Raw genomic sequence first — 26,201 nt, 5'->3', positions numbered from 1 at the left:
TCAAAAACAACTATACTTTCTATATTAAACTAGGAGGTTTCCGAAATTTTATTGTTTGCTCAAAGGCATAACCAATCTTCATTAAAGTTCTCTCACTAAATGCCGTCCCAGCAAAAGTAATACCAAATAGACGCTCGTTTTCCATATATCCTGCTGGTAAAGCAATTGATGGATAACCTGCTTCTGCAGAAAGAGTAGACTCTACATATGCCAGGAATAAAATGGAATCTAGGTTATATGTTTGAAGCTCAAAATCTATTCTTTCATTTTGTGAGTAATAAAGTAAACGTCAAGTAACTCCAAAATCAACTTTTATTGTATATTTGGGAGTTACTCGACTCTTACACAAAAAGCACCTTTTAGTCTATAAATATTTTATAATAAGTGTAGTTTATTTAGAAAACACTAAACTACACTGTTTAATTCGGTTGTCGAATCTTTCACAATATCTCTCTTATAAATAATATCTCATAATAATAAGTTCGCCTTTTTTCCCTATTTTTCGTACACCTTCATCAATAAAACCACATTTTTTATATAATAACTGTGCAGTAATGTTTTTCACATTTACCGCTAATACAATTTCATTAATATATGGATATTCTTTGCGTACAAAGTCAGGTAGTAACAATAATGATTGTTTGGCATATCCCTTTCCTTGATAATAATAATCCGTTGAAAACGCTCGTAATAACATAGCTTTTGGATTTTTAGAGTAAGGATTTACACCTGCATTTTCATGAAGCACGAAAAATGTTACAAGCTCATTATTTGCAACAAATAATATAGAATGTCTGTCAGTATCAGCTTTTGATAATTCTACACATTTTTTTGGTGTACCTGTAAATTGTAACTGTTCCTCAGATAATTCATAGCTTTCTACTTGTTTTTTAAATCGTTCTTCATATTCAAATAATTCCATAATGCCCTCCCATTTATTCTCCCCGTTTGTTGAATAACTCTACCCCAAATATTAGTATAAGTAAAATAATTTGGCAGTATATCTAAAGTGATCTCTTTTATTAAATTTAACGCTTTATCCGAAAGAATTCTCCTTCCTCAAGCGTGTGCAGGGCGATAGCCAAAAAGTATTTGCTATTCTTTTTATTTTTACTCCGATATAATCAGTCTTATAAAGTATAAAGGCTGGTATATCAATGGATTTAGATAGTAATAATCATTCAGTATTCTCGCTTTATTATCATCTTATATTAGTTGTGAAATATAGAAGAAATGTATTTGATGATAATATGTCTAACTATGCAAAAGATATGTTTATAAGGCTCTCAGAAAGCTATAACATAACTTTAGTTGAGTGGAATCATGACAATGACCATGTCCATATTTTATTCAAAGCACATCCTAATACAGAAATAACAAAGTTCATCAATGCGTATAAAAGTGCTAGTTCTCGACTCATCAAGAGAGACTTTCCACAAGTGAAAAAGAAACTTCGGAAAGAGATGTTTTGGTCAAGAAGTTTTTGCTTACTCACTACTAGTGGTTCACCAATAGAAATAGTAAAAAAGTATATCGAAAAGCAAGGGGAAAAGTGAGGTGAAATGATATGACAACACATAATAAAGCATATAAATTTCGTTTGTATCCAACAGAACAACAAGCGCATCTTATTCGTAAAACTTTTGGGTGTGTGCGATTTGTATATAATAAGATGTTAGCTGAACGAAAAGAAGTGTATGAGAAACACAAAGGGAATAAGGAAGAACTAAGAAAGCAAAAATTCCCTACTCCTGCAAAGTACAAAGAAGGGTTTGAATGGTTGAAGGAAGTGGATTCATTAGCATTAGCAAATGCTCAATTAAACTTGCAAACTGCTTATAAAATTTCTTTCGTGGTCAAAATGACTTCCCAACGTTCAAAAGTAAAAAGGATAGAAAATCTTATACAACGAATAGGGTCAACGGAAATATTATGTTGCTGAATGGTCATATCAAATGTAGTGTAGTGCTATCCTAAGGGGGATTAAAAAATCCCTCTTGGTAATAGCACTATTTTTATACCGTAAACAGTTGTTTTTTATCTTTTAAAACACTTACTATTTGATTGAACAAATGTTTTAGACTATAGAAAAAAGTATTAGACTACGGAGGTGTTTTCATAAAAGAAAACACCTCTTGTTCTTTTTCCTTCCGTTAATGTGGATTTAAAATAAAGTTTAATCGTTTATTTCAAAGTTTAACCGTTTTGAAAAAAGATTAACTGTTTATAAAAAAGATGCACCGTTTTATTCCTTTGGATTTACTTATCTATGGGGATATTTTTATTAAGAAAAGAAATAAAATATATGGTGAGGTTAATATGTGTAATTTTAATCAAACATTTTTATAAAAACCAATCTTAAATCTACTGGAAAAGAATCTATTTTGATTAATCTTTTTTCAAATTAGATTCTTTTTATATTCCGTAGAGTAAGGGTGGGAGTAAATATTTTTAATCAAACTTTATTTCCAACCAACAATATTACTAATATGTATCACCGTAAAAATTACTTAAATAATTCCAAACAAAAAACTCTGTAAAATTATTACAGAGTTTTTTCTCGACTTTTCATTTACTATTTACTTGGTGATAACGTCACATCTCCAAATTTCTTTTTAATAGCTGGAGTTGTTGCCTTAAATTTATATTCATCACCATCTTTTTTAACTTCAAATACAATTGGCTCTTTCCCATCTTCTTCTAAACTAATTTCATCTTTGTTAATTTTATATGTAAACCCTCTTGTGAAAGCTCCTATCTTGAAAGAAACCGTATTTTTAGCGAATTCTGCTGTATATGATTCGCCATTGGTAGCAACGACATTCCACTTTTTAGATTGCAAATCGTCTGATGGATCTTTACCACAAGCACTTAACCCCATAATTGCTATAACTATTAATAAAACATAAATACTTTTTCTTTTTAAATCCTTCATACTTTTTTCTTTCTCCCCCTTTAAATAACAAAAAGGATATGCTTTAGCCCTTTAAAAGCTGAAAGGCATACTCTTTCCATATTTCCCCTAAAATACCTTCCATGTATATTATTTTACAATAAATTACAAAAACAGTCAAAGATATTCATATATTGTTGTAGTAAGTTTTATAAAAAAATTGGTCAACCTTTTTTATAATATTTGTACACTAATTCACAACAATGAATCTATTTTTGACCAATCTTTTTTCAAAATATGAAGAGTTCTTCTTTAATAAAAACAACATTTTTGCATACTTTGAATCAAACTTTATTCAAAACCAACAGTTAACGGAGATAATTTATTGAGATTGAAATGTCATATTAATTCTTGGACTACTTCTTCTAATGCCATTCCTCTTGAGCCTTTTACTAGGACTGCATCTTCCGGATTACATACAGAGAGAATTTCTGTAATAGCTTCTTCTTTTGTAAGAAATGCTTTTACTTTTCCTTTTGTATATCTAAATTTTGCTTCTTGTACAATCATTTTTGCGCGTTCCCCAATTGTAAAAATATAATCTATTGTATTTGGATTTAGTATTTGACCAATATCCCGGTGATACTTTTCTTCTTCTTGACCTAACTCCAACATGTCACCTAACACAATAATTTTCTTCTTATATCCTACAAGTTGTTCAAATGTTTCTATTGCTGCCTTAACGGAAGAAGGACTAGCATTCCAAGCGTCATTAATAATCGTAGTTCCTGATTTTCCTTTTAACATTTGAAAACGCATTTCTGTTATTTCTACTTGTTTTAACCCCTTTTTAATGCTTTGTTGATCTAAATTGAATTGCTGACCGACTTTTATAGCAATTATAGCGTTGTAAACATTATGTTTTCCATGGAGAGGTATGAAATAAATTACTTCATCGTTTAATGTAAAATCAATCCCTGTTGAATGTTCTTTCATGGACACAGGATAAATGTCATTTGAAGAAGATTCACCAAATCTAATAAATTCAATGTGATTAGCATTAGGCAATGTGTGAATTCTTTCTTTTAAAAGTGGTTCATCCCCATTGTAGATAAGTAGCCCTTGTTCCTTTAAGTTCATTACTATTTCCAGCTTTGCATCTGCAATTGCTTCTCTTAAACCTAATGTTTGTATGTGCGATTGTCCAATCATTGTGATAACAGCTAAATTTGGCTCAGCAATTTCTGACAAACGTTGAATTTGCCCATGTTCACTCATCCCCATTTCTAATACTACTATTTCACAATCCTCTTCAATCTCTAGAATTGTTAACGGTAAACCGATTTGGCTATTCAAATTTCCTTGTGTTTTATGAACCTTGTAAGTTGTACCGAGTACAGAGTTAATTAAATCTTTTGTTGTTGTCTTTCCGTTACTTCCTGTAACACCAATTACATCAACAGACAGTTGCTTTCTGTAAAAACGTGCTAAGTGTTGCAAAGCTATCAACGTATCTCCATTGCTGATCACCTCTTATCTAATTTGGTCAATAAACCCTTTAAAAGTTCCATCCATATTTAAGCGAATTCAAAGTTTTAAAACAACTATTTAATTATGTTCTTTACTTTTTTGCAAACGAATTCGGCATCATTTTTGTGTCTAAAATTAAGTAGAAGATTATCCAGGAAATTCTCAATAAAACAATTAACAGTATGATTAAACATTTCAATTGATATATTCAATTCCAATAGGATGAATATAAGTGATTCCTTCCGTAGAATACGTCGATTCATTATTCCATGCTACCTCTATGTTACCGTTAACCCTTCTGAAAAATATATTGGGTAAAAAAGATCCACCTTATATAAATTACTAAAAACAAAACTAGTTTTTCTTACACTATCACCAGCACCACTTACTTCCCTACCAACATTCTTCTTACTGTTACAAAAAAACTCTCCACATTCTCTTTCGTATATTGATACGCATCTTTCAGAGAATGTGATCCTCCGATTTTACCTACACCTGCTGCCGAAAAGGCATGCCCTCTAGGAATCCACTTATATTCTAGCAATGTTTAAATTGCATGTCGGATTTTCTTATCTGCTTCTATAAAAAACATTTTTAAATGAAGTAAAAGAAATCATACAAGTTACTATTACTATAGTTTATTAATTCTGCGCAAGACTCCTAGTCTACTACTCCTGCAAAAAGATGATGCACTTTTATTATCTTTTTATTAGGCTTTAATCTATATAAATAGAAATAGTTTCATATTGTGTTTATTCGCACTTGGTAATTAATCTTTTATCTGAAGATAATCGTTGCGTTACAGTTCATAAATTTGATTTTGAGCTAAAGTCACACAAATAAATTTCACAATCCATCAACTAATCCGATCACCCTTATAATTATTGTAGATAAAATTGAAATATTTTCAAATTCACTATATTCTTTCTTAATTGATAAATAGATAAATGAAAAATTTTATGACAAATTTACCTTTTGGCTCTAAATTAAACCTACACACGAATAACAGCACACCAAACCGCTCATTTTTCTCATAGATGAATTTTAATCATTTAGATACCTATGGTATTATTCGTAGATTTAAAGTTCCACACAAATAAATCTACGCATTCAATTTCCGGACTGGATGTTATATTTTTGAATTTAATGTAAAAATAAAGAAAAAAGTATCCATTAACGAAGTAAAGGATACTCTTTTTAATTGGATATGTACCATTTTAATGTAATCTATATTGTCCCATTAATTGTTCTTCACCCATTCGAACAAGACGCTTTGTAATTTCCCCACCAACGGAACCATTAGCACGTGCAGATGTCTCTGGACCCAGTGTAACTCCTAATTCATGAGCAATTTCATATTTCATCTGCTCGATTGCACTTGTAGCACCAGAAATTAGAATTTCATTATAGTTATTATCATGCCTTTGAATATTCATAATTACACCTCCATTATATTTGTATATAACATGTGCTTAATTATGATATTTATACATAAAAGGAAATCATTTTATTAAACACGATTGAAACTACATGAATGCATTTCTCTCTTTACATATTCCCTTTCAACATTCTATTAATAATACTAACTCTATTTATTAATAATTATCAGCATTAGAATCATAGTCCTGTATTACGTTTTTAAGTTTATGATTGACATTACTTATTCTGGTCAAAAGATCCTCAACCTCTTCAGATACCAATTCCTTCTCTAATTCCTTCCTATCAATGCTTCCTAGCTCTTTTTTTATTGTATCAACCACACCCACAAAAACTTTTGGATGCGTCACTATTATCTCTCCAATGGCTAAGTGTACTAGTAAATTTTCTGTTTCACCCTCATTGCAAACGGTTTCAAATTCATAAAATGTTCTTGCAGTAGCATATTTATATCCTCTATCTTCATTTAACATATTATCATACACTTCTTTAACAGCCTCAATCAATTCATTATATTCCCAATCTTCCATTTATACCCCTCTTATAGACGTTTTAGTCTGTTTCCGTTATTATGGATAACCTCTAATTCTATATTTTTATATTTTCCAGAAAACCCCACCACCCTACTACAACTATCGCAAGTACCTAATTCTGTAAATAACTTTATTTTTCCTTTTGCCTCAGTATTGTTTCCAAGTCTGTTAGCTATATCATTTAGAATTTTATACTCAGTATCTGAATCTCTTGGGTACTCAATTCCATTCTTATCGGCTACCCCCTTACATCTACTTCTGCTAAAGAAAAGTTCCCAGACTTTTTATATCCACTAGTTAATTTCCCTCTTAGCTCTTTCACTCTATCTATTATATGCGCTTCTGCTACTGGATCAATTTATCTTGCAGGATATACTTTACCGGTACCCTTAGCAAGCGAAGCCTCAAACCCATGAATCTTACCATCCATAAACTTAGTACTCTCTGCATGGCGCGTATTAATCCACTCAGTAACCCTTGCCTTGCTTTGTTGCCAATGCACCGTTTCTAGCTACTTGAACACCTTTGAAGGTAGCTGTTACGTCATCTGCACCCTCGGCCATTTTTCCGCCGTACTGATACATTTTGTCATTTCCGTATTTCTCCACTTTTAGGCCTGCTAGTTTCACGCAGTCAAAGGTAATATTTTTGCCGTCTCGCAATGATTGTACTATATTTAAATGAAAAGTAGTTTCTTCACTTCATCTTTTTGCTTATACTCCTAGGTTAATTATTATTTTAATCCTGTTTACAATTCTGCTCTACGGCCGTCATACACTGTACATAGCTGTTACAAGCCATAAAAATTACTATAAAAATTTAACACTTGGTGCATTTATAAAATTGTAATGAACCCTTTAAATGCTATGCTTAAACGCAAAAAAGCACTCGTTATCTAATAGATAATGAAGTGCTTTAAGTTCATCTGTTTTTAAGTAGCATTAAATTTGTAAGTTTTATTGTAACAGTATGACACCTTTATGCCATGACAACTACTACGTTAAAACTTACAAGCTTGTACGAATTCATTGGTTTTAAGTCCATTCCATGTCTTTTCAATAAAATATCATCTCGCCTAATTCTCACACTTTTCTTTCTAGCCCAGTTGTAAAAATAAAAAAGTCAATAGCCACTACGTTCTCCTAACGTCGCTATTGACTTCCTTTATTGAGCATATACCTTTGCCAGTGTTTAGGTAACCCACAAAATAGGCACATTTCTCAACTTATTTTTCTATTTCTAGTATCAAGCCTTCCAAATTCAAAACATCTTTATTATTTTGACTAATGTTCATGCGAAAAGTTTTAAATAAATTTGCAAGAACATGAACGATCACCGTAACACATTGGTTTTTTACAATTGTACATGGCCAAAAATAGCACATTCTAGATAGCTATGCAATCTTGATAATAACTTATAAGGAAACCTTGACCGGAGTCAAGGTTAAAGACGTACAATCTTAGGTCTATCTATAATACTTGATACACCTTTCTTGAAAAGGGATTCTATCATCGAGCAGCACTTCTTCTTGCAGCAATTTTGTTATATTCTCTATTTTTACAATGAATAGTGCGAAGAAGTCGCCCGAATTTGGATATGAAAATAGTCCATACCCCTTTGGTGACAGTATTTTGTTGGCCTCCTTGATCTTTTCAGGTAAAAATTCATAATTAAATGCTTCTAGTTTCTCGAGTTCTTCTTGTGTTGCTAATTCAATTTGGTGGGCAAATTCGTAATCAAGAATAAAATTGACAATTTCTTGGTATTGCTCACCTTTATAGTCAACGTATAAAAACTGTTTCGTCGTCAATCCATATTTTAATAGGTCTTCATGTAAGTCATAACTTCCTTGCTCTTTCAAAAACGTTTCTAAATCCTTGCTATCAGGAAATATAATCTGCGCTATCCCTTGATCAGGCATGTTAGCTTCCTCCCTTTTATTGAAATAATTCTCCATGCTTGTTAGGAATATATTCTGGGTAGTTTTTACGATAAAATTGATCGATCATCTGAAGTACGGGATCCCACTCAGGGTATGGCTCACGTTCTCCAAATACCATTTTCGCTTCTGGAGTATTCATCAGAAAATTATCGAATTGAGTAGGTACTGGCAACCCTAGTTGTTTCCTTACATGGATCAAGAATAAGATTTCAAAAGGATAAAATCCGTATCTGAAATCACCAAATTCACCGAACTGTCCGATTTCAGAAGCTAATGCAGAATGATACTGTGACATTATTGAAATTAGATGTTCTATTTCTTCTAAATCACCAGTCGACCAACGTCCCAGCACTTCATCATAAATGTTCAGGTCTTCAGGGATTGAGCCGCATCGCAGTTCAGCTTCCTTAAACTTATTTATCACGGCTAGATGCAATTTTTTATTCGTTCCCATGATGGTTTTATTTCTATACTGCAAGTACAGCTCTAGCAAAAACCAAATATGTCTATCCTTTTCATTGGCATCTATTAAATGTTCACCGAAGTGATGAGTCATAAAATCATATAATATATTTTCTTCTTTCTCCCATCCATACATTGCAAAATGAACTAATGTGAGGACGACTTCTCTAAACGTATATCCCAAGATCATCCCTGGATACCTGCTTGTATAGAGATCCTGTCCCATGCACTGGTAAAATAAGACCTTCTGCATGTTCTTTAATCCTTCTGCATTGTTTCCACCGCTGATCAATACATCGTTTTTCCATAATGACAAGTGATATGAGGAAATTTTGCTTAGATTTATTAATAGTATGTGATCTTTCTCTGTTTCATTTTGCTCAACGATTTTCTCAATCTTTCTTCTACTGACATTATATTTATCTTTCACATCTTCAAATTTGATTCCATCCACAAAATTTTTGCTATATCTTTTAAAAGCCATTTCTAACTTTTTTTGGTTTATCATTGTATCCTCCCTATGAATTAATCTATTTCCTTCCATTCCTTTACCTGTAACTCATCAACACCGAATCCAATATCAGTGATCTTGATATCTGTTTCAACTCTAATAAAATCGAATTGTAGACCAGGATTCTCCTCCATCAGTTCCTCTAAGTTGCCTTTAAAACTGGCATACCTAGGATCATCGCTGTTAACCATGCTTTGGAAGTACGTATCTCCGCCCTCTTTCTGTTTATCCGAGTAACTAAAACTAGCGGAATCTGATGCCTTCGATTCAATAATCGTTAACTTTGGCGGCGGCCCTTCCGATAGAAACGCTGCATCTATGCCGTTTCTCCCCACCTGGAATAGATCGGAAACGTCTTTACCTAAATTATTTTGTTTAGCTAAGATTTTTGTCACTTCTTCCCCAAAATCACCTTTATCATAAGAGAAATATTTAGAATTATAGATTTTCCTTCATACTCCTTTGCAACCTCCAAGTCATAATGATGACTAATAACATCTTTCGTATCCAACTTGTTGTCCAATTTATTTCTTTCTCTCGTTAATCTTTTGACTTCTTTGTCATTTTCCTCTTTTTTCAATCTATTTATTTCTTTATCTAACTTTTTAATTTCTTTTGAGATACTGTCTGAAATATTACTGCCAGGGCCACCTTTACTCGTACCCTATGTTGTAATCTTAAACCCTCACAATAAAAAAGCAAACCATGTAAAACCTTATTAAACTACTTCTTTTTCTTTCCACCTCAAAAATACATTCTTTTTCATTCATTTGTCTTATGTGCTTTTGTATTTTCAGTTTTAGAACCATGAGCTTTATCACCCGCTTATGTTACTTTACTAACACAAGCTCCTAACATATATTTTCACAATAATAATTATTAAACCCAATTCATAGCATTTAATTTTTTTAAATTAAACTTCGTTAGACAAAGCATCATCATAATCCTGTAATTCTCCCATAATTTCTTTTAATCGGTCAATATTATTAATAAATTCGTCGTAAGAAATTTCTTGATAATTAAAAATCCCTTCGCCATATTCATCACTGGCAAATATTTTTACTCTGCACCTAACTTCAACAAATTATCAACTAACCCTTTTAAATTCTCCATATCATCAATATCATTCGCATCCGTTTCGGCAAAAAAATCTTTGTTTTCAATTTTATTTTTTATTTCTGTAACTCCTAAACCAGTATACTTCCTTAAGGATACTGCATATTTATTAGATGGACCATTAGGGCTTATTTTAATTGCTATTTTACTCATCTATTATTCTCCTTTCCATTAAAATTCTTCTAAATAATTTAGATGAACAGTTCTTTTATGTATGATGCTTACTGACCTACGCTGAACCACTACTAATATATCGTTTCCAGCTGGTTCATACCCCTTAAAGGAAGGTAATACACGGCTCCCACCCTCGGCCATTTTTCCGCCAAGCTGATATATCTTGTATTTTCCATATATTGAAACAAATTGCATTTTTAAATCAATTAAATAGTATGTACGATAGAAATAACCTTCAAGATTAATTTTTCCGTTTGCATATAAAAAAATAGCAGAGATTTCTAGTATTTATCTCTACTGTTTTTTTCCGTTAACTTCCAAAACGAACTAATCTTTTATGTGTAATAGTGATATTTAAATTGCAGCGTCTTGGTATCCTACCCTAGCTACTTCTTCATTTATTAGACGAATGCCTACCCCATTTTCCATGTCCCATGTACAGTCAAATGTTAGTCCAATATATCTGCCTTCAAAGCGTCTAGCAGATAGGACATAAATCCCCACAAGCCTGATCTTTTCAAGAAGTTGATCAATCGTTTCAATTAAAGGATAATTTTCATTATATGAAACATCATACCCAAGCTCATGTCGTTTTTGTTTGTAATAATATAGAATTGGTTGCAAAATACTTTGTTGAAGATGTCCCCAATTTTGTATTAAAGAATTATACGAAGCATACTGTTTTTCACTAAATTCTCCATCTTCTTCACCATCTATCATCAAAGCAATATCGGCTTCTTTTCCACAAAACTCAAGGGTAGTATCTCTACTCCAGACATAATCATATTCAAGCTCACCAAAAACTGTATCATTTATTTTCATTTTGAATTTCCCCCTTTCTATTTATTGACAAATCCTCCTAACTTAAACGCTCCTGCATTTATCTCTCCTACGCCGCCAAGATGCCCAAATTTGCCATTTATTTCTGATGGTACAAGTTGGATAGTCTTCACATCATTTAATTCATGCCACGTAAACCTGTATTCTTCTCGATAATCTGCAATGTCTCCTGCTTTAATTTTCCCAGAAGTCATTCCAAACTTGCTTACCAACTCTGGTGAATTGTTAAGTTGTTCAGCCAACTTTTGATCTGCTTGTTTAAAATTAATAGTTCTAGCTTTTGTTCCGTTCTTACCGGTCTTGCTAACATGTATTCAATCTCAATTTGCGCTTTTGCTACAGGTGGAATATCAGCATCTCTATTACCCGTACCCTTAGCAAGCGAAGCCTCAATCCCCTGAATCTCATCATTGATTTTGTTACTGCTACCTGCATGATGCTTATTAACCCACTCAGTAATTTTCCCTGGGCCAACTTGCTTCCCTATCACTGTACCGTCTCCAGCTACTTCAACACCTTTGAAGGTAGCTATTACGTCATCTGCACCCTCGGCCATTTTTCCGCCGAGCTGATACATTTTTTCATTTCCGTATTTTTCTACTTTTAGGCTTGCTAGTCTCATACAGTCGAGCATAATATTTTTGCTGTCTCGCAATGATTATACTAAACTTGAATGAAAAATAGTTTCTCTATCTCATCTTTTTACTAATAATCCGAGGTTTGTTGTTATTCTGCTCTTTTTTACAATTGTTTCTCTACTATCACCATTACAATCTATTAAAACAGTAATAACAATTCAACACTGAGCGCACTTATAAAACTATAGTTCTCTTTCAATGTTTTTCATTTCCTATTATCCCCCTTGTAACCTGTTGGAATCCACGTGAACTTGTGGGTTTTTTCCGCTATTCATAAGTTCATGTCATATGCCATACTTAGTTGTTTCCCATGATTGGTCATTTTGTTGTATTCCATTGTAACAGTCAAATTTTCCTCCTTTGTTTTTAGCCATGAAAAAAAGCTCATTCCTCCTCATCGTTCAGTTGGAATAAGCCTTTGAAAGCTTAGCAAGCGTATTTATCAAATTATAAAGAGTTTGATTTGCTGATTGTATGTTCTTGTTGTCATGATGTAAATCCGGTCTATTTTTTCTGTACTTTACAAAGAGGTTATATGTGTTATTGGTTGAGTGATGGGTTCATTCGATACCAATAATGTTGTTTAACTTTGATTCAAATAATGGATTGTACAATCCGTCACTGTTCTTTTTCTACCTACTCAACCAAGGGTACCTAATGTCGGTATTTTAGAAATTCGCCCTCTGACAATACAATTCTATTTCTCAGAAAGTTTATTAATAAATTCCGTAAAGCTAGAAGCTATTTCCCTAATAAACTTTGCTTCTAATTCCTCTTCATTTTTTATCTGATAGGTATGACAGTGATAAACACTACCTATATCGCTACCTTGGATTGACATACATATAATGTTATCAGCTGGATCTTTTCCTATTGGAATAAGTCTAGAAGGCAATTTATTTCCCTTAATATAATAATTCAAATAATTTTGTAGATTATTTTCTGTTTCCTCTGATAGTGGAAAGAACATCATAATTGATGACGTAACTACATCATCTTTCGTAGTAAATCTTCTTCTATTAGATTTACCACCATTATCTCTTAATAAGAAACTCTTATAGCCCTCTGGTAGTTCTAATCCATTAAGTCTTTCAAAGATTTCTATATCTTCGGCTTTAATTTGTTTGAAAGTATATTCAAAATTAAGATTCATAATTCATCGACCTCCGACTCATTCGTTTTCACTAAAATGCAACGAATCTATTAAATTTGTAAAAGTACTGCAAATATATTCAATTGCTTGTTCATCACACTCATCGCTATCATAAAAAACTATTGTTGGTGAGTGTTTATCATTTCTAAAATCAAAACATATTTTATTACCGAATGGATCCGTAGCAAAGGGTATTATTCCCTTTGGGATGTATGGCGAGATAATATCATAAGTAACTGTTATGCTAATATATTCATTCGTGTAACTTAGTAGGCAATCAAAAACTCCTTCTCCTCCATCTTCAAAGAAGAATATATTCGGTACTGGATGACTACCGTTATATTTCATTACACAATTTTTGTAATCTTGAGGAAAAATCACATTAAACTTCTCTTCAACTTCTGAAATTATCTGCTCAGTAATAGGGTCATGTGTACGCTCCCATTTTATTCTTCTCATGAAAACAACTCCCTAATTCGATTTGCTATGTCTCTCTTTATTTTACCGCTTCTTCCATTCTTTCCTCCACCCCAATATGCTCTACCTACAGTATGTTTCGCTGCTTCATGCTCAAAGTAGTCGCTAATTGCATTTTACCTATATCTTGATGATGCCATGTATAAGTTACTTGGCTTTTTTACCTTCCTTGAATCACTCTAACTCTTCCTCTGTAAATTTTGATTTTAACTTAGGATCCTTCATCGCCTTATCGAACAGGTCTTTATTACAGAAAGTAAATTGTTCTGAATCACTGGATAAATATTTTGATTCAGGAAACGTTGTATCGAATTGAGCATTAAATATCGGATGTCCATTTTTGTCATACGTAACTTTGTATTCTTTACCGTTACTTTTAGAAACTACGGTATAAGTTGTCGTTCCATCTTCATTAATTTCCATTTTTTATAGTCTCTTGGTTGGATGGGCTTTCTATTATACTCTGGTTGATTTCGTCCAGCCCCTTCCATTGCTTTATCTACTTCCCTATCAAAATCCGTTTTTGAAAGTTTACCCGTACCCTTACCAAAAACCTTCTCCCTAGTCTCCTTCACATACTGATACGCATCTTTCAGCAGGTTCTTTCCTCCACTAGGAATCTTGCCTGCACCTTCCATTACAGGAGTAGGGCCTCCACCAAATTTCGGCACATACTCTCCCAATTTTTTCATAACATAACGGAATGCTTTATCTGCTTCTAGAAAATCGTTTTTAACTTTCGTTTTTCCTTTATTCCACAGGTCTCCTACTTTATCAGCAAGACTTTTCGTTTTAGAAGCAACGAAAGATACACCTTCTTTTACTTTACTTGGTACTTTCTTCGCTACATCAAGAAGGGCTTTTCCAACCGGAATAATGTCCAAAAGCCTACAGCCTGCCGCAATGAGTCTTTCTTTGGTGGCGGGTTCTTTTACCTGTATATCCCCTGATATTGGTGTTTACATGTGAAAAATTATTTGCTATTTAAAACTTCTAAACAAATTTTCATCATTTTTCTAACTATCTTATATTTCTTTTTAATTATATCTATTTTTTTAGTTCAATAAAAAACTGGAAGACCAGTTACATCTTCCAGTTCAGATCGTATAGACAAAAGCTTCATTAAATAACGTTATAAAGTGGATATGTTTTCTTACCGGTGATTGAGAAACTCACCAAATAGCTCACACCTTGGCTGGTTCCTCAAACACTTTCAGCTTAACATGTTCACCGTTTGCTTTAACGATTTATCTTACTCTTCTAAAAATTACTTTCTTCATCCCCAGAATCTAGCAAAATAGGCTAAATCAATTCTTGTAAATTTTGATAAATTCACTAGGAATTCTGTCTGCTAACCAAACTTTTTCATTTCCTAAGTAAAACTTAATATCTTTCTCTCTAGCTTTTTCAGTATCTACTACCAGAATAACAGGATGATTATCTTTCCTTTTTCCTACCAAGTTTGCAGTTTCAACATCCTCGGAAAGATGAACATACTGCCGAGACATGGGAGATAACCCATTCAATTCAATAGAATTTATAAATTGAGAAGAAGTTCCATGATAAAGAAATCTAGGCGGTATAGCTTCTTCTTTTACTATTTTCATAGGAATAGAATGTCCATACATCGCACAGATTTTATTTCCTTCTATCTTATGTCTTTTTTTCTCTGATTTATCTATCATCGTCTTTAAATCCTCTACACTTACACCTTTCCATTTAATTGATTGATGCAGTGCATGTAGTAACTGGTCTACAGATACCCAACCATTTTCGTCTAACTCTAATTCATATTCCCATGGTGCATGACGTAGAGCGTATGAAATTTCTTTGCTCAAATTTGTATAGAATTTTTCTTCATTCAATTTCTTCACTCCGATTATAATCAATCATTTCTTTCATAGCAACTTCAACCCACTCCCAAAAATCACTAAATTCTTTTCTTTGTTCAAAACCTTCAGAAGTAAAATCGTGAATAAGTTGAACCTTGCTTCCTTTACCAATTTCAAAACAAGCAATATCATCACTATCATCTCTTCTAGCGAAAGGAATCAAACTTCGATTAGGATATCTTTCCTTCAAATCATAGTATCTTCTAGTAGCTTGTCCTGATTCAATTAAATACCATACATCAAAGTCAACTAAGTTTAACTCAATTAACTTTTCATAAGATTCAGGATATTTATAAATAGATTCATCAATATAAAAAGTTTTCATGGTAGTCATCACTTCTTTCTATTTCATTTTTTCTAAGTCATATGATCCCATTGGATTGTTATTTCTAAAACTTGACTTTTGTTTTTGAATTCTTAAATCTAATGCTTCTCCCCATGTTTTAGGAACACCTTTTTGGGTTGTAAGTCTATCAACCATGTTTGCTGGAAGTGGATCATTATAATTTCTAATCGTTGCTTGAACTTCTATTCCAGCTTCTCTAGCCGCAGCAACCCTAGTATTATCAATAGTCGTAAGATTTCCATCTGTCATTCTAACAACATCAATCGGGTCTCCTTTCCAGCCATTAACTTTCATACTAGCGATAATCTCTTCTGAACCATTTACAGAAGTTTGACTGCATCTAATTTCTGAAGGATTAACATTCTTAACAATACTATTAAGTCCGCTAGCTCCCTTAACAACATCCTTCTCACCACTACCAAAAATCTTCTCACCAGTATCCTTCATATACTGATAAGCATCTTTCAACAGGTTCTTTCCTCCATTAGGAATCTTGCCTGCACCTTCCATTACAGGATAGGGCCTCCACTAAATTTCGGCACATACTTTCCCATTTTTTCATCGCATAACGGAATGCCTTATCTGCTTCTATAAAATCGTTTTTAACTTTTGTTTTTCCTTTATTCCACAGGTCCCCTATTTTATTACTTAGCCCTTTTGCTTTTGATGCCAAGAAAGATATGCCTTCATGTAGCTTTACTTAATACTTTCTTCGCTCCATCAAGAAGGGCTTTTCCAACCGGAATAATGTCCAAAAGCGTACAACCTGCCGCAATGAGTCTTTCTTTTGTCGATAGCTCTTTTCCAGTGCTAGGGTCTTTTCCTGTAACTGCTCTGACACTACCATATACACTAAAACTCCAACTATTTGATAAGGCTTTTGATAATATTTCATAGCTTTCCTAACAGATTTAAATCTCCTGCTATTCTTTTTTCATGTCAATAAAAAAAGAAGACTAAATAAGCCTTCCAACTGATTTTATTTTCCTCTTTTTTATCTAAATACAAAATACATCTTCAAATTGAGCAACCATTCAACCTCTAAAACTCTCAAAAGCCTAACTCGTAGGAAAACGTTCTGTGTAAAATAATTCTGCTAGTTTCCTAGGGAAGGATTGTTTTTCAAATTATACCATAAAATAATCTTACAAAAATCATACAAGAACTCTACTTGTAAAGATCTATAACTTATATCTTATCGCCTAATTTTATACAAAATCCTTTGAGATCTTTATTTATACCTTTCTAGATTATAATATGGATTCGATATATTATCTCCAACCTCATCAATCGTTTCTAATATTTCTTTTAATATTAGATTATCTATATTTTTATCTTGATTTATACAATCCTTAATTTTTTGAAAACAATTCTTCAATCCTAGATTTACAACAAGTGAAAGAATTATATCCACATCATCATAAGAATCTGTATTCCATAATTCACTAAGAACCATGTCTATATGGTTTCTTACTTCACTTTCTAATAGCTCATAGGTCATAACTTGCCTATCCATCAATTCACTAAGAATGAGCAAAAAGTTTTTTGTATCTATTTTCTTTTGTTCAAAATCATTCAATACCCCTTGAAACATTGACACTAATGTTTCAACTGGTAATACATCAGGTAAATTTTCGTACTCTTCTAGATTCATTATCATTTCCCCCCTTATTGGAATATGAACTTCATTTAAAGATTGATTTTTCGTCCAAGTCCCATCTATTTTTAATTGTTTGTTACCTATTTTTACTTGCGCTGTCCAGCGAGTACCTGATGCTGATCCTGGATACTTACTGGCAGCTACAGGGTCTGGTGCATGCCATCGTATTATTGCCTTTTGTCCATCGGCAAGTGTAAACTGATACTTCGCTCCATCTACAATTGTACCTGTGGGTACAATTGAGTCTGGAATGCCTGAAGGAATCATTGATTTTAAATCAGATAGACTAATTTCTCCCCTCTCCAATAAATTTTCTGCCACTTGTCTGGCTTGGTCCCTTGTTAAAGTTTCAATCGAATTACTTGTAATCTTAGCACCACTACCCAAGAGACTCTCCCCAGTATCTTTCACATACTGATAAGCATCTTTCAGCAGGTTCTTTCCTCCACTAGGAATCTTGCCTGCACCTTCCATTACAGGAATAGGGCCTCCACCAAATTTCGGCACATACTCTCCCATTTTTTTCATCGCATAACGGAATGCCTTACCTGCTTCTATAAAATCGTTTTTAACTTTTGTTTTTCCTTTATTCCACAGATCCCCTATTTTATTATTTAGTCCTTTTGCTTTTGATGCCAAGAAAGATACGCCTTCATGTAGCTTACTTGATACTTTCTTCGCTCTATCAAGAAGGCCTTTTCTAACCAGAATAACGTTCAAAAGCGTCTAGCCTGTCGCAATGAGCATTTCTTTTATGGATAGCTCTTTACCTGTACAAGGATTTTCCCCATAATTCCTCTGATTTCATCATCCACACTAAAGATTCAGCTGTTTGATGTAGCTTTTAAACGATATTTCGTTATTTTTTCTAGCTTTTTATATTTTTCTTCTATTAATTATATCTATCTTTTCATTCAAATAAAAAACCGGAAGATATAACCAATCTTCCGGTTCAAATTATAAAGATAAACCAACGAGTAACACAATAAAACTGCTAACAGTCACTTCACTGTTCTAACACTACTGTTAATTTATTTTATTGGCATATAAATCAGATAGTTTAGTTCTTACGACTCTAGACCTATCTTCTAAAACTTTTCCAATAAGGTTACCCGTACCCTAAATTATAAAGTCAAGCCCACTAAAAAAATAGTGGCAGTCGGATTTTCCAACTACCTCCATTTTATCATTCATTCAATTTAACTTAGTTTACACACATTTATTAATATATCCCTTAACAGTACTCGATTGATTGAAAAGTTACTCATTAAAACCAACAAAATAGATTTTTTACTGATTTTTAAATACATTTACTTTACATCTTTAACAATAACCTCATACATATTCCCAATATTTCCATCTATCGGTACCAATGCATAATAATTCTGATCATTATTTAATATAAATTGAACTAACTTTGTTTTTGAATCATTCCAGTCATTTTTCATACTTGAATCATATTCTTCGACATCTTCTTTATAATCCAATTGCAATATATATCCTTTTTCGGTCATTGCAAAAACAATTAAACTTCCTAAGAGATTTTTTTGCTCATTTTCTTTTTTATACTCTTGTAATAAAAACCAAATTTGATCTAGTCCTATCAGTTTTTTGTATTTTTCATAAAACTCACTATCATCTAGAATCTCATAATCATGTATCAATTCATTGACAAACGAATGCCATCTTGAAGGAATAATTTTTTCCAATAAAGGATTATTTTCAATTCCTTCTATTATTTCATCTATCTCTTCCATCTCATCCTCATTGTTATATTCACTTAAGGAGATGTGTTTGAATTTCATTGAATTCTTGTAATGCGCCAATTCATATGGATAGTGATTATTATTTACTAGGCTTGTATCGTCAAGTTCTAATATCTTTGCTAGTGCTGCTGTCTCGAAGCTCCAAAACCCTACATATCCAGGTTCTTTATGTGCATTTTTCCATTCATAATCATAATGTCCCTTAAACCATTCTTTTTCCATATACGTTTTCAATCTTTTAGATGCTTCTTTCTTATCTGATTGCGCAAGTTCTATAATCTCTCTTGTTTTTGCATATGGATTTTCTTTAAAATAAACATTGGTGATTTTTGTGTATCCGATATCACTAGCACATAATAAAAAATCAATCACTGAATCATTAATATTTTCCTTCTCAACTATCTTGGCTAAACTTACAATATTCTTTTTATCCGTTTCTAATAAAATTCCTAAAGATATCATCCAAATCAGATTTATATATCCAACTTCTCTTTTCCCTATATGCTCTAAATCAATAACGGCATTCTCAAAATCTACTTCCATTGTATTGATAGCTTCCCCTAAAGAGTATTTTGCATTAATATCCTCCAACTCATAAATAAAATTTGATAGATATCTTCCTTCTATAATACTTTTATTATCTTTAGAATATCTTTGAATTCCATTTTCAGTATCTTCTTCTAAACTTTTAATATCCTCTCTATTTTCTTCAATAAATTCTTTATTATATTCAATTCCTTCCCTACATTTCTCTTCTATACATAAATGATCTCTCATTACATCTGATTCCTCCTAGCTTCTAAATCAAGGCCATTCTCCAATTATATTACCATCTGCATCTATTCTATATGTTTTCACATTTCCACTACTATCGACTTTTGATAGTACTCTTTCTACTTGATCTTTTTCCAACGCTTTCGTAATCTTATCTGCTAATCGCTTATCTCCATCAACAGCTTTCAATATTCTACTTTTTTTAGTTTTCGTACCTCTCAACCAATCATTTGACATTTGTAATCCATCTTTAGTTTTTCCTAATTGTGAACTACCAAACTTAGATTCATCAATAACATATTTGATCTTTGATTCTGCACTTGTATTTTCGTATAATCCATCAATCCCTTTTACTATTTTATCATCTATGGTTGATGGTAAATCCCTGCCTATTACCTTTAAGTCATATCCAGCATCTTTTATACTTTGATTGTTTAATAAATTATCACCTGATTTTATTTCACCAAAATTACCTTTTTGTTTAGCTGTAGCTGTTTCCGCATTAAAGTCATCCACATTTGTTTTTTTACTTCCACCAGAACCAAAAAACCTCTCCCCAGTATCTTTCACATACTGATAAGCATCTTTCAGCAGGTTCTTTCCTCCACTAGGAATCTTGCCTGCACCTTCCATTACAGGAATAGGGCTCCACCAAATTTCGGCACATACTCTCCCAATTTTTTCAGCCCATAACGGAATGCCTTATCTGCTTCTATAAAATCGTTTTTAACTTTCGTTTTTCCTTTATTCCACAGATCCCCTATTTTATTACTTAGCCCTTTTGCTTTTGATGCCAAGAAAGATACGCCTTCATGTAGCTTACTTGATACTTTTTTCGCCCCATCAAGAAGAGCTTTTCCTCCTTTTTCTATTGCTCCTATGACCATTTTTCCACCATACTTAATTGCTTTTCCAGCAAGGCTCGCGGCTTTTCCAATTGGTACAAAGTTTAGTAGCGTCCACCCTGCCGCAATGAGTCTTTCTTTTGTGGATCGTTCTTTTCCAGTGACGGGATCTTTTTACCTGTAAATACCCTCATACTGTCGTTTACATTGAAAAATTCAGTTACTAGTTAAAACTTTTAAACAATTTTTCATAGTTTTTCTCATTTTTCTTATATTCCCTTCTTTTAATTATATCTATTTTTTCATTTAAATAAAAAAACTGGAAGATTATCTACATCTTCCAGTTTAAATTCTCAGCCATTTTCTAGATTAACCTTGCTACCGTTTGCCTTTACATCTTATCTTGCTAGTTTACTCTCATAATCTAGCAAACTAATAATACAAGTCACTACTACAAATATCTTATAATTGTAGAATCAAAATCTATATTTTTTAACGTCGAATTACCAAAATCCACCTAATATAAATTACTAAAAACAAAATTAGTTTCTTCTATTCCTTTTGGTTACTCCATACTGCATTATTAATATAATAGAGTAAATAATCTTCTTTATGTTGTGATTTAATTATTTTCCGTTTTAATTTATAAATTCAGATAATTTGTAGTTTTACGGTAAAATTATACTCCTTATGTTATAACTTCTTAAGATTTTTTTAATTTCCTCATTCCTTTAATAAAGCTTAAAATGGAATCTTTACTTAACATCAAATTGCTTAGGTATAGTAAAAAATCAAATTCATCCTCATCATCGCCAAAAGTTAAAACAAATGGACTTATATAAGATTTATATGTAATATTACATACAATCTTATTCATTATTTTAACTTTAAAGTTACGTTTTCCATCATCTATTCTCTCATTTATACAGATTACCTCATCAGGAATTGCCTCATATTTCTTCTCATTATGTATAAAAAAGAATTTATCTGAATCAACATAAATGCCTAACAATTGTCCATCTTCACTAAATCCTCCTACACCTTGTCTTAATAACTGTATTTTATTTTTTTCAACTATTGAATATCCGCTATGCTCTAATATAATATATGTCCCAGCCTTAGAATAATTATTCAGTATTATCATAAGTTCCCCCTCCTAATGTACTAATCCTAATAGTGTATTTATTACATCATCTTTTTGCATAGATTTTTGAATAATAATTCCCCACACTTGTTCATCTGGCTCATAAATCCCTTTATCAATGTATGAATCTTTTATCTTATTAAACATACTCTCAGCTGTTGGTCCTATTGGATTACCTTACCGTATTTTTTAATATTTCTTTCCCCTAAACCAACTCTCTCCGTAGCGGTCATATCTCCCCTTGCTGCAATTTTTTGCTGATTACGTGATTCTACAACATGTCTAGCTATATCTTCTTTAGAAAACCCTTCAGATATCATTCTTTCTATATTACTTTCTAATTGCTTAGATGCATCAAGATAATCTTTTCTTATATTTTGCATTTCTTTTGTCCATTCAACATTTGTAAAATCATATTCCGGTTTATGGTATGCAGTACCTCCATTTGGTAAATATCCATATACTCCCTTATCATCAGCATGTATCTGTTTAAGTACATCTGGCTTTACCTCTTCTAAAGGTATCCCTTCACCGGTTTTACCTATGCCAGTTTTTCTTACACTATTCTTACTTCTCTACCAACATTCTTCTCACCACTACCAAAAACCTTCTCCCCAGTCTCCTTCATACACTGATACGCATCTTTCAAAGAATTTCGTCCTTTTCCCTGTACGAGAATCTTTTCTTGTTTCTTATGGCGTCATTCATCCCAATAAACTAAACAGATTGATAAAATTACAAACAATGCTATAAGACAATATATTAATGATTTGGCTAGGAATGAGTTGGATATTATTGAAGGTAGCGCTCTGAATATAGATATTTGGATAAAAAAAGATCCCAGTGATGATTCATAAGATTACTGGAGCTTTTTCATAATTATTTTAAATTATATTCTGTTTTTCCTTTCATCTGACTATAAAAGCCGTCTTCTAATTGAACGAACCTCCAACCTATTAAACTAACAAAAATATACTAAAAAGAGACTCGCTTTTCAATGAGACTACGTTTTCAAACTATAATCATTTCTAGCTGGTTAGTTCTTTTGACATATTTCTCTTTAACTTCGAAATCTAACAATAAAAGCAATTACAATGCGACTAAATAAACAATCTCTTCATCATTCCATTTTCTATAAATAAGCTCTTTTATTTCATCAGATAAATCCATTATTTCTTTCCATTTAGGATTGTTTTTTATCGACTGTACATTCCATAAATCACTATTGTCCAAATTCATTAATTTTCTTTGCAACGATGTGGTTTTTTCTGATATCTCTGAATCAATAATCCCTGCACTTTCTAACCTTTCTAAAGTAAATTTATTAAAAAATGAAGTTGCTCCAATAATACACTCTTCTAAAACATAGTACCCAATCATTTCATCTGATAATTTCAGAATATCACTCCCACATTGAGATAGTGTATCTAAGATCAATTCAAAGGACTTTCCTATAGGTATTGTTTGCATAATACTTTCCTCTCTAATCAATTTGTATTACTGTTGCTTTATCATTTGTTGTAGCAATATATCCATCTGTACTTTTTATAACTTTAACTTTTCCAGTTGGGCCTGTTGAATATCCATAATATGAACCTCGATGGACACCTCGGCCTTTCCTTCCACTTGCTAGCGAAATGGAAGCGCCTTCTCCAGGAATCCATTCATACTCCAACAATGTTTTAATTACATGTTGGATTTTTTTATCTGCTTGAACAAAGGCATTTTTAACGGCTGTTTTTCCTTTATTCCACAAGTCTCTTACTTTATCAACCAGACTTTTAGTTTTAGAAGCAACGACGGATACGCCTTCTTTTAGCTTACTTGATACTTTCTTCGCTCCATCAAGAAGGGCTTTGTCGCTTTTCTCTATTGCCCCTACGACCATTTTTCCGCCATACTTAATTGCTTTTCCAGCAAGGCTCGGGCTTTTCTAATTGGTACAAAGTTTAGTAGTATCCAGCCTGCCGCAATGGGTCTTTCTTTTGTGGATAGCTCTTTGCCTGTACAAAGATTTTTCTCTAGCATCCATACTAAAAATTCAGCTGTTTGATGAATCTTTTGAACGATATTTCGTTATTTTTTCTGGTTTTTTATATTTTTCTTCTATTGATGAATTGATAGAGCTATATAAATATTACTCTGCTCAAAAGTTAATGGAAAAATATAATTAAATGAATTCTTTAAACAAATAGACTTGTACATTTTTAGCATAATAACAATATAAAAGAAGTCAACAGACCACTACGTTCTCCTAACGTTGCTGTTGACTTCTTTTATTAGACATGTAGCTTTGTCTGTGCCCGAGGAACTCACAAAATAGCTAATTCCTCGAACACTTTTCAGTTTAACATGCCCACCGTTCCCTTAAACATTCAATCTTGTTTTTTATAAATCCTTTCTTAGTTTCCAATATATAGAAAAATAACAATTCAAATATTATTTTTTATCTTTAATGATATCTAAATCCTTTGTAAAAGTGTCTTTAATCATCTGTATATTATTCAAGTATTCAGTATTTTACCCTTAAAACCTTTAAATAATTAATTTATAGCCTTTTTGGCAAACTCAACATCCATTTTCAAATCTAATTCAGGATATTTTTTTTCTAGTAATTCCAAAGTATCAATAAATTTCTTACTTTGTAGTTTTTCAGATATGTCCTCAAATATTTCACTTATCCATTCCAGTTCCTCCCCCTCACAATTCTCTAAATATTTAATAGTTTCTTTTTCATTTTCCTTGAATATGTCTGTTAACTCACTCCATTTTTTTTCTACCGCTGGATCATCTGGGTGTAATTTTTTTCTTTCCGAAATTATTTTTTTTACTTTTTTATTATCAATCATTAGTATCACTATCCTTCTAATTTTATGGTTGTTTTGAATTATCGGGAATGATAGTAGCCACTTTCCCGTCATTTTTTATAATGCCTACACGAACTCCATCATATTCAGCAAACGCCCATTTCCCATCTGGTAGACTTTTATTTTCATGTAGCCTACTTACATGATTTCCAGCTTCTATGATTTTAGATTCACTCCAACTTTCTGGAAACCAAGCTTGCCCAGTACCACTCTTTTTAAATTTATTCTTATGACTAGGAATGTTACCAATTCTAACACCATTAGGGTATTCTCTTACAATATGATACTCTATATTATTTTTATTTAAATATTCTATATTTCTTTGACCATGTCCCCCATTAATTAATCTATTATTTGAGTTAAAATCTCCTAAATCGGCATGTTTAATTGTAGTTTCGGGTATAGTATTTTTTATTCTAGGTACGTTAGCTTCCTTAACACCATCCTTCTCACCACTACAAAAAACCTTCTCCCCAGTATCTTTCACATACTGATACACATCTTTCAGCAGGTTCTTTCCTCCACTAGGAATCTTGCCTGCACCTTCCATTACAGGAATAGGGCCTTCACCAAATTTCGGCACATATTCTCCCATTTTTTTCATCGCATAACGGAATGCCTTACCAGCTTCTATAAAATCGTTTTTAACTTTCGTTTTTCCTTTATTCCACAGGTCTCCTACTTTATCAACCAGACTTTTCGTTTTAGAAGCAACGAAAGATACGCCTTCTTTTACTTTACTTGGTACTTTCTTCGCTACATCAAGAAGGGCTTTTCCGCCTTTTTCTATTGCTCCTATGGCCATTTTTCCGCCATACTTAATTCCTTTTCCAGCAAGGCTTGCGGCTTTTCCAATTGGTACAAAGTTTAGTAGCGTCCAGCCTGCCGCAATGAGTCTTTCTTTTGTGGATAGCTCTTTACCTGTACATGGATATGTACCTGTAACTGCTCTGATATCATCATTTACACTGATAAATCCCGCTGCTTAATAGAAGCTTTTAACAATGTTTCTTAGTTGTCATAGATGGCTTAAATCTCTTTCTATTAATTAGATTTTTTCCACTTCAATAAAAAAACTGGAAGATTATTCACATCCTCCAGTTCAAATCGTATAGATAAATTCTCCTATAAATAACACTATAAAAAGATTTAAATCATCTCTACATTTCTATTTCCTCAGACTCTAGCAAAATTAGCAATT

General features: G+C 32.4%; 33 protein-coding genes and 5 pseudogenes. 4 read left to right on the top strand and 34 right to left on the bottom strand.

Translation table 11 applies throughout. The annotated features are described in order from the left end of the window. Positions 1-19: 19 nt before the first annotated feature. A pseudogene (locus BLV40_RS29190) lies at positions 20-289 on the bottom strand (amidase); the annotation flags it as partial. 165 nt (positions 290-454) lie between these two features. Then, positions 455-922 (bottom strand): GNAT family N-acetyltransferase, encoded by a 468-nt coding sequence (locus BLV40_RS08705; RefSeq protein WP_090689031.1) that lies wholly within the window; start codon positions 920-922, stop codon positions 455-457. A 235-nt stretch (positions 923-1,157) separates the two neighbouring features. Here BLV40_RS08705 and tnpA point away from each other — a divergent pair, with 235 nt between their 5' ends. Together tnpA and BLV40_RS08695 are read left to right on the top strand one after the other, a co-directional pair. Beyond that, the gene (gene tnpA / locus BLV40_RS08700; RefSeq protein WP_026593063.1) at positions 1,158-1,556 is read left to right on the top strand and encodes an IS200/IS605 family transposase; all 399 of its coding nucleotides are present in this window, start codon (positions 1,158-1,160) and stop codon (positions 1,554-1,556) included. Between the two features lie 11 nt (positions 1,557-1,567). Continuing rightward, positions 1,568-1,953, top strand: a pseudogene (locus BLV40_RS08695) (transposase); the annotation flags it as partial. A gap of 622 nt (positions 1,954-2,575) precedes the next feature. Here the strand turns inward: BLV40_RS08695 and BLV40_RS08690 are convergent. The 25 genes and pseudogenes from BLV40_RS08690 to BLV40_RS08565 form a co-directional block, all read right to left on the bottom strand. Further along, positions 2,576-2,935 (bottom strand): hypothetical protein, encoded by a 360-nt coding sequence (locus BLV40_RS08690; RefSeq protein ID WP_090689028.1) that lies wholly within the window; start codon positions 2,933-2,935, stop codon positions 2,576-2,578. A gap of 357 nt (positions 2,936-3,292) precedes the next feature. Further along, positions 3,293-4,423: a UDP-N-acetylmuramoyl-tripeptide--D-alanyl-D-alanine ligase gene (murF, locus tag BLV40_RS08685; RefSeq protein WP_090689025.1), complete on the bottom strand. Its 1,131-nt coding sequence runs from the start codon at positions 4,421-4,423 to the stop codon at positions 3,293-3,295. Positions 4,424-4,808: 385 nt separating this feature from the next. After that, entirely contained in the window at positions 4,809-4,967 is a 159-nt protein-coding gene (locus BLV40_RS28840) for a hypothetical protein (protein WP_176527722.1), read from the bottom strand. Between the two features lie 673 nt (positions 4,968-5,640). Next, complete coding sequence (locus tag BLV40_RS08675; protein WP_090689019.1) at positions 5,641-5,859, bottom strand: alpha/beta-type small acid-soluble spore protein; 219 nt, start codon at positions 5,857-5,859, stop codon at positions 5,641-5,643. Positions 5,860-6,018: 159 nt separating this feature from the next. After that, on the bottom strand, positions 6,019-6,390 hold the full coding sequence (locus tag BLV40_RS08670) for an Imm3 family immunity protein (protein WP_090689016.1): 372 nt from the start codon (positions 6,388-6,390) through the stop codon (positions 6,019-6,021). 11 nt (positions 6,391-6,401) lie between these two features. Beyond that, a pseudogene (locus BLV40_RS29185) lies at positions 6,402-7,070 on the bottom strand (deaminase domain-containing protein); the annotation flags it as partial. A gap of 788 nt (positions 7,071-7,858) precedes the next feature. After that, a complete protein-coding gene (locus tag BLV40_RS08660; RefSeq protein WP_026593067.1) occupies positions 7,859-8,314 on the bottom strand; it encodes a DUF6630 family protein in 456 nt (151 codons plus the stop codon). Positions 8,315-8,330: 16 nt separating this feature from the next. After that, positions 8,331-9,305, bottom strand: coding sequence for a hypothetical protein (locus tag BLV40_RS08655; protein WP_090689013.1), 975 nt, complete (start codon positions 9,303-9,305; stop codon positions 8,331-8,333). 17 nt (positions 9,306-9,322) lie between these two features. Continuing rightward, entirely contained in the window at positions 9,323-9,643 is a 321-nt protein-coding gene (locus tag BLV40_RS29180; protein ID WP_244525367.1) for a hypothetical protein, read from the bottom strand. A 56-nt stretch (positions 9,644-9,699) separates the two neighbouring features. Further along, the gene (locus BLV40_RS29175) at positions 9,700-9,888 is read right to left on the bottom strand and encodes a hypothetical protein (RefSeq protein ID WP_090689008.1); all 189 of its coding nucleotides are present in this window, start codon (positions 9,886-9,888) and stop codon (positions 9,700-9,702) included. Between the two features lie 333 nt (positions 9,889-10,221). Further along, positions 10,222-10,577: pseudogene (locus tag BLV40_RS29735) on the bottom strand (hypothetical protein). An 18-nt stretch (positions 10,578-10,595) separates the two neighbouring features. Beyond that, positions 10,596-10,739, bottom strand: coding sequence for a hypothetical protein (locus BLV40_RS28835; protein ID WP_211482107.1), 144 nt, complete (start codon positions 10,737-10,739; stop codon positions 10,596-10,598). A gap of 213 nt (positions 10,740-10,952) precedes the next feature. After that, on the bottom strand, positions 10,953-11,420 hold the full coding sequence (locus tag BLV40_RS08635; protein WP_090689005.1) for a DUF6985 domain-containing protein: 468 nt from the start codon (positions 11,418-11,420) through the stop codon (positions 10,953-10,955). 17 nt (positions 11,421-11,437) lie between these two features. Further along, positions 11,438-12,015: pseudogene (locus tag BLV40_RS08630) on the bottom strand (HNH endonuclease). A gap of 758 nt (positions 12,016-12,773) precedes the next feature. Beyond that, positions 12,774-13,229 carry an SMI1/KNR4 family protein gene (locus BLV40_RS08625; RefSeq protein ID WP_090689001.1) on the bottom strand — a complete coding sequence of 152 codons (456 nt, stop codon included), beginning with the start codon at positions 13,227-13,229 and terminating at the stop codon, positions 12,774-12,776. Between the two features lie 18 nt (positions 13,230-13,247). After that, positions 13,248-13,688: an SMI1/KNR4 family protein gene (locus BLV40_RS08620; protein ID WP_090688999.1), complete on the bottom strand. Its 441-nt coding sequence runs from the start codon at positions 13,686-13,688 to the stop codon at positions 13,248-13,250. A gap of 192 nt (positions 13,689-13,880) precedes the next feature. Further along, positions 13,881-14,129, bottom strand: a complete 249-nt coding sequence (locus BLV40_RS29165) for an HNH endonuclease (protein WP_244525365.1) — start codon at positions 14,127-14,129, stop codon at positions 13,881-13,883. Beyond that, the gene (locus BLV40_RS29160; protein ID WP_244525364.1) at positions 14,090-14,590 is read right to left on the bottom strand and encodes a hypothetical protein; all 501 of its coding nucleotides are present in this window, start codon (positions 14,588-14,590) and stop codon (positions 14,090-14,092) included. The genes BLV40_RS29165 and BLV40_RS29160 overlap by 40 nt, the downstream gene beginning before the upstream one ends. A 423-nt stretch (positions 14,591-15,013) precedes the next feature. Beyond that, positions 15,014-15,571, bottom strand: a complete 558-nt coding sequence (locus tag BLV40_RS08610; protein WP_090688996.1) for an RNA 2'-phosphotransferase — start codon at positions 15,569-15,571, stop codon at positions 15,014-15,016. After that, a complete protein-coding gene (locus BLV40_RS08605) occupies positions 15,564-15,923 on the bottom strand; it encodes a hypothetical protein (protein ID WP_090688993.1) in 360 nt (119 codons plus the stop codon). The genes BLV40_RS08610 and BLV40_RS08605 overlap by 8 nt, the downstream gene beginning before the upstream one ends. 18 nt (positions 15,924-15,941) lie before the next feature. Then, a complete protein-coding gene (locus BLV40_RS29155; protein WP_244525363.1) occupies positions 15,942-16,454 on the bottom strand; it encodes a hypothetical protein in 513 nt (170 codons plus the stop codon). A 721-nt stretch (positions 16,455-17,175) separates the two neighbouring features. After that, positions 17,176-18,324, bottom strand: a complete 1,149-nt coding sequence (locus BLV40_RS29150; RefSeq protein WP_244525362.1) for a hypothetical protein — start codon at positions 18,322-18,324, stop codon at positions 17,176-17,178. A gap of 590 nt (positions 18,325-18,914) precedes the next feature. Then, positions 18,915-20,147, bottom strand: coding sequence for a PoNi-like cognate immunity protein (locus tag BLV40_RS08575; RefSeq protein WP_090688988.1), 1,233 nt, complete (start codon positions 20,145-20,147; stop codon positions 18,915-18,917). 27 nt (positions 20,148-20,174) lie between these two features. Then, complete coding sequence (locus tag BLV40_RS08570; protein WP_244525361.1) at positions 20,175-20,777, bottom strand: hypothetical protein; 603 nt, start codon at positions 20,775-20,777, stop codon at positions 20,175-20,177. After that, positions 20,777-21,031 (bottom strand): hypothetical protein, encoded by a 255-nt coding sequence (locus tag BLV40_RS08565; protein ID WP_244525360.1) that lies wholly within the window; start codon positions 21,029-21,031, stop codon positions 20,777-20,779. The genes BLV40_RS08570 and BLV40_RS08565 overlap by 1 nt, the downstream gene beginning before the upstream one ends. On the opposite strand from BLV40_RS08565, the gene BLV40_RS29145 reads away from it, so the two are divergent. Further along, on the top strand, positions 21,024-21,173 hold the full coding sequence (locus tag BLV40_RS29145; protein ID WP_244525359.1) for a hypothetical protein: 150 nt from the start codon (positions 21,024-21,026) through the stop codon (positions 21,171-21,173). The genes BLV40_RS08565 and BLV40_RS29145 overlap by 8 nt on opposite strands. 519 nt (positions 21,174-21,692) lie before the next feature. On the opposite strand, the gene BLV40_RS08560 is transcribed toward BLV40_RS29145, so the two are convergent. From BLV40_RS08560 to BLV40_RS29135, 7 genes are all read right to left on the bottom strand, one after another. Further along, complete coding sequence (locus BLV40_RS08560) at positions 21,693-22,133, bottom strand: hypothetical protein (protein ID WP_090688985.1); 441 nt, start codon at positions 22,131-22,133, stop codon at positions 21,693-21,695. 12 nt (positions 22,134-22,145) lie between these two features. Beyond that, the gene (locus BLV40_RS29610) at positions 22,146-22,280 is read right to left on the bottom strand and encodes a hypothetical protein (protein ID WP_280138894.1); all 135 of its coding nucleotides are present in this window, start codon (positions 22,278-22,280) and stop codon (positions 22,146-22,148) included. 17 nt (positions 22,281-22,297) lie between these two features. Beyond that, positions 22,298-22,516, bottom strand: a complete 219-nt coding sequence (locus BLV40_RS29140; RefSeq protein WP_244525358.1) for a hypothetical protein — start codon at positions 22,514-22,516, stop codon at positions 22,298-22,300. Positions 22,517-23,222: 706 nt separating this feature from the next. Next, positions 23,223-23,603, bottom strand: a complete 381-nt coding sequence (locus BLV40_RS08550; protein ID WP_090688982.1) for a hypothetical protein — start codon at positions 23,601-23,603, stop codon at positions 23,223-23,225. A 13-nt stretch (positions 23,604-23,616) separates the two neighbouring features. Then, entirely contained in the window at positions 23,617-24,021 is a 405-nt protein-coding gene (locus BLV40_RS28480; RefSeq protein WP_090688978.1) for a hypothetical protein, read from the bottom strand. 655 nt (positions 24,022-24,676) lie between these two features. Further along, positions 24,677-24,982, bottom strand: coding sequence for a hypothetical protein (locus tag BLV40_RS08540; protein ID WP_090688974.1), 306 nt, complete (start codon positions 24,980-24,982; stop codon positions 24,677-24,679). Positions 24,983-25,004: 22 nt separating this feature from the next. Continuing rightward, positions 25,005-25,805 carry an EndoU domain-containing protein gene (locus BLV40_RS29135; RefSeq protein ID WP_244525357.1) on the bottom strand — a complete coding sequence of 267 codons (801 nt, stop codon included), beginning with the start codon at positions 25,803-25,805 and terminating at the stop codon, positions 25,005-25,007. Here BLV40_RS29135 and BLV40_RS29130 point away from each other — a divergent pair. Continuing rightward, entirely contained in the window at positions 25,798-25,989 is a 192-nt protein-coding gene (locus BLV40_RS29130; protein ID WP_244525356.1) for a hypothetical protein, read from the top strand. The two genes, BLV40_RS29135 and BLV40_RS29130, sit on opposite strands and share 8 nt — an antisense overlap. Positions 25,990-26,201 lie beyond the last annotated feature (212 nt).

This window comes from Bacillus sp. 166amftsu, from assembly GCF_900107445.1.
In the GTDB taxonomy this organism is placed as follows: domain Bacteria; phylum Bacillota; class Bacilli; order Bacillales; family Bacillaceae_G; genus Bacillus_A; species Bacillus_A arachidis.
This window is presented reverse-complemented; position numbering and strand designations above follow the sequence as displayed.